The organism is Pseudoalteromonas ardens, from assembly GCF_030125445.1.
Classification (GTDB): domain Bacteria; phylum Pseudomonadota; class Gammaproteobacteria; order Enterobacterales; family Alteromonadaceae; genus Pseudoalteromonas; species Pseudoalteromonas ardens.
In genome coordinates this window covers 374,024-387,306 of the sequence record NZ_JASJUV010000001.1, presented here as the reverse complement: position 1 = coordinate 387,306, position 13,283 = coordinate 374,024, and the positions used below count along the sequence as shown (strand labels likewise).

The following is a 13,283-nucleotide window of genomic DNA, read 5'->3' as shown; positions in this document are numbered from 1 at the left end:
TGTCCTTTTACGCCGTTTCCTGGTTCTGACCTGCCAACAGCTGTTGCTTTTCAAGTGCAACAAGCATATCACGGGTCACCAGCACTATGCCGTTTTTAGAAACTCTGAAGCCATTTCTTTTATCTTGCTCCTGATCATAACCAATCTCCATGCCTTCCGGAATGTGACAGCTGCGATCAATAATGGCATTTTTGATACGACAATGACGCTCAATCACCACACCGGGTAACACCACTGCACCTTCTATTTCACAATACGAATGTACATGAACATTTGAAAAAAGAAGAGATTTTCGTACTCTGGAGCCCGAAATAATACAGCCGCCAGATACCGTTGAGTCCACAGCCATGCCGCGTCGTTCGTCGTCATCAAAAATAAACTTGGCCGGCGGTAGCTGCTCCTGGTATGTCCAAATTGGCCAGCTCGGGTCATATAAATCAAGCTGTGGTTGCGGAGACACCAATTCCATATTCGCTTCCCAGAACGAATCTATCGTGCCCACATCACGCCAGTAAGGTTGACCCGGGTGGCTGGGATCACGAAACGGAAATGCAAATACATTATGCTCTTCAATAATGGCCGGTATGATATCATGACCGAAATCCCTGCCAGAACCTTCCCGCTCCGCATCTTTCTTTAGCTGCTCAAACAAAAACTCTGTATTAAACACATAATTGCCCATTGAAGCCAGACAGACGCCGGATTTACCAGGGATCTCACTTGGCGCTGCCGGCTTTTCATCAAAGCGCCGGACTCGCTTGTTCTCATCAACAGTCATAACACCAAAGGTATTGGCTGCATCCTCACACGGCACTTCGAGACAGCATACGGTCATATCGGCGCCGGTTTCGACATGCTTCGCCAATAAAGCACCATAATCCATTCTATAAACATGGTCTCCAGACAAGATCATCACATATTTGGGCAGCTCATGACGAATAATGTCCATATTCTGGAATACGGCATCCGCCGTGCCGCAGTACCACTCGTCACCATATCGCTGAGACGCCGGTAAAATCTCAACTGACTCTCCCAGCTCTTTCTTAAAGTGGCCCCAGGCACGGTTTACATGGCGGATCAAAGAGTGCGATTTGTACTGTGTCGCTATGCCAACCCGGCGGATCCCCGAGTTAATACAATTTGATAACGGAAAGTCTATTATTCTGTGTTTGCCTCCAAAATACACCGCGGGCTTTGCTCTCCAGTCGGTCAGCTCATGCAGCCTGCTACCACGACCACCAGCCAGGATCAATGCATAGGTTTCTCTGGTCAGGTTACTAATATATCGGTTTGCATAACTGGGCATTCATTATCTCCATTAAAAGTCTATCTACGATCTACTGCATTGGGGTTAAGCGCCAAATATCGTCACAATATTGTTGAATAGTGCGATCGCTAGAAAAACTGCCACTAGCGGCCGTGTTAAGTATGCTCATTCTCAGCCACTGCGACTGGTCCTGATAGGTTTCTGCTGCACGTTGTTGTGCATCCAGGTAGCTGTCAAAGTCGTGTGCAACCAACCAGGGATCGTGGGGGCTGCGGATCGCGGCAATGATGTCGTTGAAAATTCCAGGTTCAAACAGGTTGAAATGACCACTCTCCAGCAACGCCATGGTATTGCTCAGTGCCTGACTGGATTGAATGATGGCATTTGGATCATAGTGCTGTCGCACTTCCTCAGCTTGCTGTGCGGTAGCACCAAATAAGAAAAAGTTATCCGCTCCCACCTGCTCTCTAATCTCAATATTTGCGCCATCCAGAGTGCCAATAGTAAGGGCACCATTCATCATAAACTTCATGTTCCCGGTACCTGATGCTTCTTTGCCCGCCGTTGAAATTTGCTGTGACAAGTCCGTCGCTGCACAGATAGTTTCCATGGCAGTTACGTTATAATTGGGAAAAAATGCGACTCGAAGAAGTGATTTGGCCTTGGCATCTTTATTAACGACATTCGCAACATTATTGATTAGCTTAATCACCAGTTTAGCCATTGCATAGCCAGGCGCAGCCTTACCACCAAACAATACGCAACGAGGCATCATACCTTGAGTATCGCCACGGCGAATACGGTCATATAAAGAAATCACATGCAGAATATTAAGTAATTGGCGTTTGTATTCATGGATGCGCTTAACTTGTACGTCGAACATCATGCTGGCGTCAAACTCCACACCGCAACGAGACTGCACCAGCTTTGCAAGTTTTTCCTTATTACTTTGTTTGACTGATTGCCACTGACTCTGGAACGCTTTGTTATCGTAGTAACGGCGCAGTGACTTGATTTCAGCGTAATCCGCCTGCCATTGTTCGCCAATCTTGCTGGTAATGAGTTCAGCCAATTCAGGGTTACAATAGGCAAGCCAACGTCTGGGCGTAACACCATTCGTTTTGTTATTAAATTTAGCAGGCCAGAGCTGATAGAAATCATGAAACAGCCCTGACTTAAGCAGCTCGGTATGTAATGCGGCCACACCATTGACCGAGAAGCTGCCCACAATTGCCAGGTAAGCCATGCGGATCTGTGGGTGGTCACCTTCTTCAATGAGTGACAGCGCACGTTGCTTTTCCATATCCCCAGGCCACATCAGCGCCACTTCTGATAAAAAGCGCGCATTAATTTCGTAAATAATTTCCAGCAAGCGGGGTAACAGACGAGCAAACAACGACACTGACCACTTTTCCAGTGCCTCAGGCAACAAAGTGTGGTTAGTATAGGCCATGGTTGAATTAGTGATTGACCATGCCTGATCCCATTCGAGTTCATACTCATCAATCAGCAGCCTCATCAGCTCTGCTACTGCAATACTCGGGTGAGTATCATTAAGCTGGAAAACATGAAGGTCAGAAAATTCACTAAAATCCGTACCATGTTGCTCAACCCACTGATGCAAGATGTCCTGCAAACTGGCACTCGACAGGAAATATTGCTGTCGGAGTCTCAGCTCTTTACCATTTTCACTGCTATCGTTCGGGTACAACACCATAGTGATCTGCTCAGCGAGGTTTTTCTTGGCTACCGCTTCAGAATAACTACCGGCATTGAATTCTTTTAAGTTAAATTCATCTGTCGCTTCTGATTTCCATAGCCGTAAGGTGTTCACCACCCCATTTCGATACCCCGGAATAGGCACATCATAAGGAACAGCCAGCACATCCTGACTGTTCACCCACATGCGATGAGTACGACCCTGTTTATCCTGATGCGCCTCGACATGACCGAAAAATTTAATCACTCTGGCTTGTTCCGGCGCTGGCATTTCCCAGGGGTGGCCTTCACGTAACCAGTTGTCTGGCTGCTCCACCTGAAAGCCCTGCTCCATTGACTGATTGAACATGCCGTACTCATAACGGATCCCATAACCAATCACCGGAAGAGCCAGTGTCGCGCAACTATCCAAAAAGCACGCTGCCAGACGTCCCAGACCACCATTACCCAACCCGGCATCATGTTCAGCTTGCTCAACATATTCAAACTCGGTGCAGTATTCTTTCAGCGCTTCACGCGTTTGCTTTTCCAAATCCAGACTTAATACCGCGTTACCTAAGGCTCTGCCCATCAAAAATTCCAGTGACAAGTATGCGGCACGTTTACATTGGTTGTCGGCAAGATATTGATTCGTCGCTCTACATCTTGCCACTAGCCTATCCCGGACGGTCAACGCCAAAGCCTGAAACAAATAGTGTTTAGAATCTCCGACTTTGTCACGTCCCAGGGTATAGTAAAAATGCCGCATCAAGTCATCAGCCAGCGTGCTTTCATCCAGTTTTGGGGCTTCCTGCCAATGCTTTACAACACACACATTTGACGTTTTCTTAGTCATTCTTGAGATCCTCATTATGAGATTGATATACCCAGGCACTGTGTGCACTCAGGGATTGAGTCTGTTGACTTTTTTCGATGGTTTCGGTGGGATGTACGGAGCTGAGTGAAAGCTGCCAGACAACGCCCGGAATAGCGGGTAATTTCGCCTCCACGTCGTCACTGCCGGCATGTAATATCACCAATAAATTTTGCTTTCTGAGCGTATCGGTCAACATATAGATCAGCGTTTTATTATTGCTGTCATGCCAGTCTCCCTCAGACATTGGGTGTGCATCTTTGTTAAACCAGCTAATGTTAAATCGTTCATCTTGGGTATGAATATAAAACGGGTGATGGAATATCGCATAATGACACCTGATTTCCTGAAGCTGGGCTATCAAGGCACACAAGGCACTTTCCTCGTCATCATCCCAGTCTTTCTTTAAACGTCGATTCTGAGTCAGTCGTTCCGAGATATTTTGCGGCCAGCTCAACCAGTTAATCTCGTTGTCCTGACAATACGCGTTATTATTGCCTTGCTGAGAATGCGCAATTTCCGACCCCGCGGCTAACATTGGTACGCCTTTAGACATCATTAGCGTAATCAGAGCACTTTTTTGAATTTGATGTCTCAGTGCCAGTATGTGTGCTTGTTCTGTCTGACCCTCTATTCCGCAATTAAATGAGATGTTCTCACTGTGACCATCACGGTTCTCCTCACCATTGGCAAAGTTGTGCTTTTGTTCATAACTGACCCAATCAGCGAGCGTAAACCCGTCATGACTGGTGATAAAATTAACAGAATTAAGCGGCCCGCGTTGGTTGTGTTCAAACAGCTCATGAGAGCCATGCACACGTTTAGCAAGTTCGGACAGAGTACCCGCATCCCCGCGCCAGAACCGCCTCACCGTATCCCGATATTTGTCGTTCCATTCACGCCACGGAGAGGGAAATCCACCTAACTGATAGCCGCCCGGGCCAACATCCCAGGGTTCGGCAATTAGCTTAACTTTACTCAGCACAGGATCCTGTGCAATCGCCTGCAAGAAGCTATGTTGCGAATTAAAGCCGTGCTCCGTGCGGGCCAATATCGTTGCCAAATCAAATCTAAATCCATCCACCCCCATGTATTCAACCCAATACCTTAAACTATCCATAACCAGCTTTAGCGTAAAAGGATCGTCGATGTTAAGGGTATTCCCACAGCCGGTATCGTTAATATAATGGGCCTGCTCTCCCACCATACGATAATACCCAGTGTTATTTAGTCCTTTGAGTGATAAGGTTGGCCCGTCTAGCCCGCCTTCTGCTGTATGGTTGTATACAACGTCCAGGATCACCTCAATGCCTGCAAGGTGAAACGCGCGAACCATTTGCTGAAACTCGCTGATCTGTCCTTCTACCAAAAACGCTTTATGAGGCACAAAAAAGCTCAAAGAGTTATAGCCCCAGTAATTCTTCAACCCCTTGGTCGTTAAAAACTGTTCAGAGATAAAGGCGTGACATGGCAGCAGCTCCACCGTTGTGACCCCCAAACTGGCAAGGTGGGCAATAAAGTTGCTGTGGCTCAAGCCCAGAAACTTACCGCGCAGAGACTTAGGCACAAAGTCACAGTGCTTAGTCGCGCCGCGTACATGACATTCATAAATAAGGGTTTTTGACCAGGGCACGTTTGGTCTCTGACCATCGTAGCGGGCAATGTCTGTAACACTGGATTTGGGCATATCTACCGCATTGTCACTTTCATTAAGGGTGCCAACAGGCAAATGACAAAAGTGGCGCTCACTCCAGGTAAATTCGCCTTGAAAATCTTTGCAATATGGGTCTAACAGTAATTTATTTTGATTAAACAGCAGACCCTTTTCTGGTGCATAGGCGCCGTCTGCACGATAGCCATATAATGTCCCGGCACGCAGTGGAGAAACAAATACAGACCATAACCCTCCCTCATGACGATACATAGTGACCTTGGCAATTTCGCTATGGCCACTTTGATCAAACAGACAAAGTTGCATCTGAGTGGCCGCCGGGGCATACACCGCAAAGTTGACCCCTTGTTCATGCAAAGTGCTACCTAATGGTGAGGGTTGGCCCCTGTGCGACGTTAACATGGCGTGGCAGCACTCAAATATTGTAAGTAGATAGTGCTTAATGGGCCTATGGTGATTTCAATACTGTGTTCAAAGCCGTGACTGGCAATGGCCTTGCTTTGTATCATTTGCTGTTGATGGGCAACTGGCGTGGTACCACTTCCATACAGACTGCTTTCGTCAGAGTTAAACACCACCTGATATATGCCACTCTTGGGAACACCAATCCGGTAGCTATGCAACACCTGCGGCGTAAAGTGACTGACTACCACGACAAGATCAGAACTGGATTTACCAAAACGTGCGAAACTCAAAATTGACTGTTCACCATTGTGACAGTCTATCCACTGAAACCCACAAGGCGAATTATCCAGCTCATATAAAGCAGGGGTGTTTTTGTATAGGTGGTTGAGCGATTTGACGGTCTGATAAATCCCCTGATGAGCAGATGATTCCAGTAATGACCAGTCCAGCGTCGTGTTATGATCCCATTCAGTGCGGGGTGCCAATTCACTGCCCATGAACAACAGTTTTTTGCCCGGGTGAGCATACATAAAACCATAATAGGCCCGCAAGTTAGCAAATTGCTGCCAATCGTCGCCTGGCATTTTGCTCAGCAATGCCCCTTTGCCATGTACGACTTCATCATGGCTAAGCGGTAAAATATAATTTTCAGAGTACGCATACGCCATAGAAAAGGTCATTTCATGGTGGTGATACTTCCTGTGGATTGGGTCTCTTTGCATATAGCTCAGACTGTCGTTCATCCATCCCATGTTCCATTTAAAGCCGAACCCTAACCCATTGTGATCAACAGCTTGCGTGACTCCAGGCCAGGCCGTCGACTCCTCAGCCACCATCATAATATGTGGGTGCCTGCCATAGCTGCGGGTATTGACCGATTGAATACAATCGATCGCTCCAAGGTTTTCCCTGCCCCCAAACTGATTCGGTACCCATTCACCATCATTGCGCGAATAATCGAGATACAACATGGAAGCGACAGCATCTACTCTGAGGCCATCCAGCTTAAATACATCGAGCCAGTAATTGGCATTAGAAAGCAGATAACTTTTTACTTCCGGACGTTCATAGTTATAGATATACGTATTCCAGTCGGGATGATATCCCTGACGACTATCTGCATGTTCATATAAATGCGTGCCGTCAAATCGATGCAAACCATGCGGATCAGAAGGGAAGTGACCCGGAACCCAATCGATCAAGATTCCCAGCTCAAGCGCCGCACATTGACGTATAAAATAACGAAAATCATCAAGACTGCCGAAACGGCTAGTCGGCGCAAACAACCCGACTGGCTGATAGCCCCAGGAACCATCAAATGGGTACTCACTGATAGGCATTAGCTGAACGTGGGTAAAGCCCAGCTCCTTAACGTAGGGCAATAAGTCATCAGCCAGCTCACGATAAGTCAGATAACGGTTATCCTCTTCTTCTCTGCGTTTCCAGGAACCCAGATGTACTTCATATATCGCGATCGGGGCATCAATGGCATTGCGCTTTCGGCGTTGAGCCTGATCGGCATCACCCAATGTCATGCACTGCTGAGCAGGCTGAATCACACTCGCGGTACCGGGCGCTTGCTGCATCTTAACAGCATAAGGGTCAGCACGCTCAGTCACCTCACCATCCACACCGACGATGGCATATTTATATCCCTGCTCGCCCGTAAGATGAGGTATAAATAAATCCCAAACACCACTGGCAGGATGAAAACGCATAAAATGCTGAGAAGGCTGCCAATGATTAAACTCGCCAATCACAGAAACACTGCGCGCATTGGGTGCCCAAACACAAAACTGTGTACCATTGCAGCCTTGATGAGTAATAGCCCTGGCGCCAAAGTGAAGGTATCCATGTTCCAGCGAGCCTTCATTAAATAAGTACATCGCCGACTCATCCAACGCACTGCTGAAGTCGTAGGCGTCTCGGGTTGTAATAACCGTATCAATAAATTCAACGGTTAAGTGATATCCCGACGTTACTTTGCGGTCAAACTCAACGACAAACAGAGCAGATTGCCCTATGCGCTGCATGACTGTCGAGTGGCGTCCGTCATTCACTGACACAGCCAGAGCTCCGGGCATATACACCCGTATAATTGAGCCCTGTCCGGCACTGTGTAAACCAAGAAAAGAGAAGGCATCACGAAAGCACCCGGCATCAAGTGCCGAAATTTGTGCTGCGTAGTCGAGGGTTACAATGGGCGATTTACTTGCTGAATTCATGCCTGCTCTCTAATCCTTTTTATCTCTGCCAATAAATGACGGTTCTGTTCTAAAGTCTGTTCGGCTGGTGTCGCCAGGCGGCGGCGCCAGTTGGGATATTCGCGGTCGGTGCCTGGAATATTCACTGGCAACGGCTGTTGTTCCAGATCATCAAGCTGAATAGCGAGCAACTTACTGGGGCTGGCTGCGAGTTTTTTCAGCAGTGCACCATATATGCTGTGAATATCCGAATACTGCGGTGAGGCGAATGTGTCTTTTATCCCTAACCATGCTAATAACCTGGCCTTATCATCTTCTCTTGCCATCGACATTTGCGTGGCTTCTTGTTCGCTGCACAGCTGGTAGTCTTTTCTAATTAGAATATCATTGTGCGTCCACCAGGCATTAAATGGCGCAACATCATGATTGGCAACCATTAATAATGTGTCAGCACGATACTGCTCGGAGGGTTTAAAGTGACCCTGCTGATCTTTGGCAAAATACATCAAAATATTACCGTAGAGGTTCGCCTCACTCATGGCTGATGACACCTCAGGTGGCACTATCCCCAGATCTTCCCCTATCACCATGGCTCGATTCAGATGAGATTCAATTTTCAAAATTGCTAAAAGGTGTTCAAAGGGGTAGTACACATAACAACCATCGGGTTTGCCCTGAGATTCAAAACACCACCATAAACGCCGAATGGCCATGACGTGGTCGATCCTAAGTGCGCCGAAAGACGCCATGTTGCTTCGAACCAAAGAACGAAAATAGGCATAGTTTTGCTTTTGTATTTTAATCGGGTTGAGTGCAGGTAAACCCCAATTCTGGCCTGCTTCAGCCCATGGATCAGGTGGCGCACCAACATCTGCACCGAGTGCAAAGAGAGACGCATTTTCAGCAAACTCGTGGCCTCCTTTAGCACAGCCTACAGCCAGATCATTAATCAGGCCAATGGCCATCCCCACTTGAGTGGCATGTTGCTGACAGGCCTGAAGCTGCTGATGGGCCAACCACTGCAAAAACCACTCCCGATCCGTGAGCGCGCTGACATTCAGATCATGCATTCTATAGTTTTTAAATGCTCCTACCGCCTCCCTAACAACCGGCATATCAATACATTCGTTATACAGTTGAGTGAATATGGCGTATTTCACTTCAGCAACGGCACTGTAATCAATGTACTGTGCCAGAGAATCAAGAGGCTCCGGGCAGCAAGCGTCGCTCACGTTAACCTGATAGTGATCGCGAAACATTTCAACAGCCCAGTCCAGTGCAATATACAAGGGGTTAATCAAACACCGATGGGAGGGGCTATACGGGCTTGCGCGCTCAGGCTCAGATTCAAACAGTAAATGTAGCGGGTTCAGCAAAACAAAATCACAATGCTTAGCCGCAGCACCACGGAGTAATTGATATAGATCGCGAAAATCACCAACACCATGGTTACGGTCACTACGTAACGTATAAAGCTGCAACGACAGGCCCGTGCGTTTTAACTGTTCCTGCTCTAAGGCATAACAACGCTCGGGGACTGACCATAACTCGGTTGTTTTCGTCTCAAAGGGGCCTTCTATTTGCGCCTTATGATAACCAACAGGCAGCGCCCCTATTTTGATTTTCACATCTAAATAAGTTTCGCCGTTGTAACGATAATCCCCGACCACTTCGGCCTCTGACAAGGCGCAACTGTGGCACATTGATAAATCGGGTATCTGAATAACAACAGTTGCATCTCGGGCTGACTCGGGTATTTTCAGCGAGAAGCATCCTGACTGAGCATCAGCCAGTACCACTTCCCCCACAACGTCAAGCCAGCGCTTGATATCTAGCGCAAAGTTTAACTTTTCGATCTCCGAGCCATGCTCCGTGTTTACGCCACAACAACGCAGTGCATTGACCCTTGTTGCATAGTCGAAATAAACATGTTCACCGTCATATTTGGTGTAATCAAAGCCTATTCCGTGCAAGTAAAATAGCTGCTCCAGCCCTTGCATTGCGTTAAGCCAGCTTGTGAGTATCTACGACGCTGTTTTGCGTACCAAAGCCATTAGGCACATAGCCGTCAGCCTGGTCATCATTATCCCAATGTTCACCATTGATCAAATATCTGAAATGGTATTCTTGCCCTGTCGGTAAGCGGTGTTTCAGCTTAAATCGTTTGTCTTTTTTATTAAACTTCATCGTTAAAGGCTGCCAATCATTGAACTCTGCAACGAGTTCCACTTTGATTGCTTCGGGATGAGTGATTTCAAACGTGACTTCTGCTTCGTTTTTTGTTTTGAAAAAACGCTTAGTTAACATTGTGGGCTCCAAAAAAACCGCTAGGTTGTTTATCCTTGCCACAGTGCCGTGCCCGTTACAGCTAGACTAACGGTTGCTGTGAAACTACAAAGCATAATTGCTTATTGTCTACGTACAGTGTGTACGCTTCATTACAGTGCAGTGACAGTCCAGCCTTGCACTAATATGGTGATTTTCACTTAGAAAGCTGGCACAACTGCCTGTATCTTAGTATACGGGCAATAAACGCGCCAAAACTTGTTAAAAAGTTAGGTGAGAACTATTCTCGTGTAAAGTGAATTTAATTGATACTTGATCTTAAACACACCACAGCTGTATTAATTTATTAGAATACACCCAGGCACTGAGCTACGATTGAAACCACATGAATTAGGTGTAAAACATGTCATACTTAGGGCTTATTTATAGTATACTTACTGCTCCTGGCAGGGACGAATTTCTTTAGGTAGGTGGATACGCTCAATCATGCAAAGTGTTTTTAAAAATATAGCAACCTGTATTGTCTGTTTTGTTGTGATTGGCATTGTTATTAGCTTGCTGTTTACAAAACATGTGGTCGACATCCAGACTGGTCGCACCACTATGGCGGTATATAATCACCCAACAAACTCCCAGTCAGAACATACGCCTTGGTATGCTTTTCTGTTTGCTGACCAGCGATTTTTGTTAGTAAAAGACGAAGCACATGTACTGCTGAAGCACGAGCAATCAACATTCACCTCCGCTCCCGTAAAACAGGTCATGAAACGTGTATTTTCTTCGCCAGTCTTGTTGCTGCTTGTCATGGTAATGCTGCTCTTAATGCTGAACAAGCTGCGGGAATTAAGGCAACAGCATGCCCGAGCTAAAGCGCTTACCGATATTGACCGGGATCTTAAAGACATCATTAGTGGCCTTGAGATTGATTACAAAGCGTTGCCGATCGGTGGCTCTGTTGCTCAGATAAGTCATGCTGTTCATACCATTGCGAGCAATATTCAACGTATCAAAATTAAAACCGACAGCCATGTCTTTCAGGACAAACTAACAAAACTGATAGACCGCCATGCCTATATCGAACACATCAGTAACGAGTTGGCTATGGCAGAACAACAGCAAAGTAAATGTGGTCTGCTATTTATCGACCTGGATGGTTTTAAGCAAGTTAATGATTCGTTCGGACACAGTTTTGGCGACGAAATACTGATCCAGGTTGCCGAGCGTTTATGCCAGGTCGTACGCCAATACCAATTACAGGCGCTACATGCCGTGCATGGGCTAGATCAAAACCTGTCCAGACTCGGCGGCGATGAGTTTTCTATCTTTATCCCGGAACTCAAAGACACGGGCTTTTGTACTGAAGTAGCCCAAACCATACTCGGGGAAATTGAACGCGACTTTGTCCTTGGCAATAAACTGGTAAAAATCAGCGCTAGTATCGGTATTGCCGTATACCCCGACAGTGCCGCAACACCGAATGCACTACTGCAAATGTCTGATGTCGCTATGTACCGAGCCAAAACAGATGGCCGGGGAATTTTCCGCGTTTACTCCCCGGAAATGGGCAACAAAATTCGTCGCTACCACTACCTGCTGGAAGAATTACGTTTGGCCATTGCTTCTCAAAATTTTCATTTGTCTTTTCAGCCAATTGTGCATGTTGAAGATTGCTCCATTGACTACTTTGAAGCACTCGCCAGATGGCACCACCCTATTGAAGGCCTGATCCCACCGTCTGAGTTTATTCCTATTGCGGAAGAATCCAACTTGATTTTGGATCTGGGAGATTGGATCCTACTAGAGTCTTGTCGACAAATGTCTGCCTGGCACAATGCCGGCATGAAGCGAGTAAGAATTTCAGTTAACGTCTCTGGTATCCAACTGAAGCACCGCGCTATTTTTGACTGGGTAATGGCTGCGTTAGAAAAAACAGGCCTACCACCCACTTCACTAATGTTGGAAATCACCGAATCAACACTCATAACCGCCAGTAATGAAATCATCGCTCAGCTCGAGCGTTGCCGCTCTGCCGGTGTAACTATTGCTATCGATGACTTTGGTACCGGGTTTAGTTCACTCAGTACCCTTGCCGATCTACCCATAGACGTCATTAAAATTGACAAACTGTTTATTTCACAGGCCAAAGACAACCCCAAATACTACAAGATCCTTAATTCAATCAGTGAGCTGGGTGCACAACTTGACCTTAAAATTGTGGCAGAAGGTGTTGAACAGGTCGACCAGTTTGAATTGGTCAAGCAAATGGGGATACGTTGCGTACAAGGCTATCTGGTCAGCCGCCCGGAAACCTCCAGCCGCGTGGGTAATAAAGTACTGAAAAGCAATATGAACCACATTGCATCCACCGGTACCAGTGTATGGCTGCCAGAATCCAGCTAACAACGTGGACTCCCCTCAGCGCTTAAACTTAGTCTCTAAAATTACCGAAGACGTTGTCCGCTCAACGCCTTCGAGGTTCCCTATATCATCGAGTAGCTGACTGAGTTGCTCCAGGCTTTGTGCCTCAACTTCTGCAATCATATCGTATTCGCCACTGATGGCATATAAAGCTGAAATGTTGTTAATTTGCTTTAGTGCATTGTTTGTTTGCGCAGTCAGCTTCTGGCGGACCTTAATTGAGACATGAGCCGCAACCTGAGATTCCTGATACTGTCTGCCCAGTTCAACACTGTACCCCTGAATAACGCCACTATGCTCCAGTTTCTGCAACCGGCTTTGCACTGTGGTTCTGGACATATCGAGAATTCTTGCCAGCTCTGAAATGCTGGCGCGGGCATTTTTTCTCAGCTCAGAAAGTAAACGTTCGTCTTGTGAATGGATCATTGTGAAAACTTAAATCGTCATTTTGACTGTTAT

8 protein-coding genes are annotated in these 13,283 nt (G+C 46.7%); 1 reads left to right on the top strand and 7 read right to left on the bottom strand.

Translation table 11 applies throughout. From position 1 onward, the window contains the following. Positions 1-7: 7 nt before the first annotated feature. Genes glgC through QNM19_RS01415 form a run of 6 tightly spaced genes read right to left on the bottom strand, consistent with a single transcriptional unit; the run spans position 8 to position 10,427 of the window. A complete protein-coding gene (glgC, locus tag QNM19_RS01440; RefSeq protein WP_049865630.1) occupies positions 8-1,306 on the bottom strand; it encodes a glucose-1-phosphate adenylyltransferase in 1,299 nt (432 codons plus the stop codon). A 31-nt stretch (positions 1,307-1,337) separates the two neighbouring features. Then, positions 1,338-3,821 (bottom strand): glycogen/starch/alpha-glucan phosphorylase, encoded by a 2,484-nt coding sequence (locus tag QNM19_RS01435; RefSeq protein WP_049865629.1) that lies wholly within the window; start codon positions 3,819-3,821, stop codon positions 1,338-1,340. Next, a complete protein-coding gene (gene glgX, locus QNM19_RS01430; RefSeq protein WP_082225535.1) occupies positions 3,814-5,913 on the bottom strand; it encodes a glycogen debranching protein GlgX in 2,100 nt (699 codons plus the stop codon). The genes QNM19_RS01435 and glgX overlap by 8 nt, the downstream gene beginning before the upstream one ends. After that, on the bottom strand, positions 5,907-8,141 hold the full coding sequence (gene glgB, locus QNM19_RS01425; RefSeq protein ID WP_049865627.1) for a 1,4-alpha-glucan branching protein GlgB: 2,235 nt from the start codon (positions 8,139-8,141) through the stop codon (positions 5,907-5,909). The genes glgX and glgB overlap by 7 nt, the downstream gene beginning before the upstream one ends. Further along, complete coding sequence (gene malQ, locus QNM19_RS01420) at positions 8,138-10,120, bottom strand: 4-alpha-glucanotransferase (protein ID WP_284026215.1); 1,983 nt, start codon at positions 10,118-10,120, stop codon at positions 8,138-8,140. The genes glgB and malQ overlap by 4 nt, the downstream gene beginning before the upstream one ends. Positions 10,121-10,124: 4 nt before the next feature. Beyond that, positions 10,125-10,427, bottom strand: a complete 303-nt coding sequence (locus QNM19_RS01415) for an isoamylase early set domain-containing protein (RefSeq protein ID WP_010381125.1) — start codon at positions 10,425-10,427, stop codon at positions 10,125-10,127. 465 nt (positions 10,428-10,892) lie between these two features. Here QNM19_RS01415 and QNM19_RS01410 point away from each other — a divergent pair, with 465 nt between their 5' ends. Then, on the top strand, positions 10,893-12,806 hold the full coding sequence (locus tag QNM19_RS01410; protein ID WP_284026214.1) for a putative bifunctional diguanylate cyclase/phosphodiesterase: 1,914 nt from the start codon (positions 10,893-10,895) through the stop codon (positions 12,804-12,806). 15 nt (positions 12,807-12,821) lie between these two features. Here the strand turns inward: QNM19_RS01410 and QNM19_RS01405 are convergent, their stop codons facing one another. Further along, positions 12,822-13,250, bottom strand: coding sequence for an Lrp/AsnC family transcriptional regulator (locus QNM19_RS01405; protein WP_010381122.1), 429 nt, complete (start codon positions 13,248-13,250; stop codon positions 12,822-12,824). Positions 13,251-13,283: the final 33 nt, after the last annotated feature.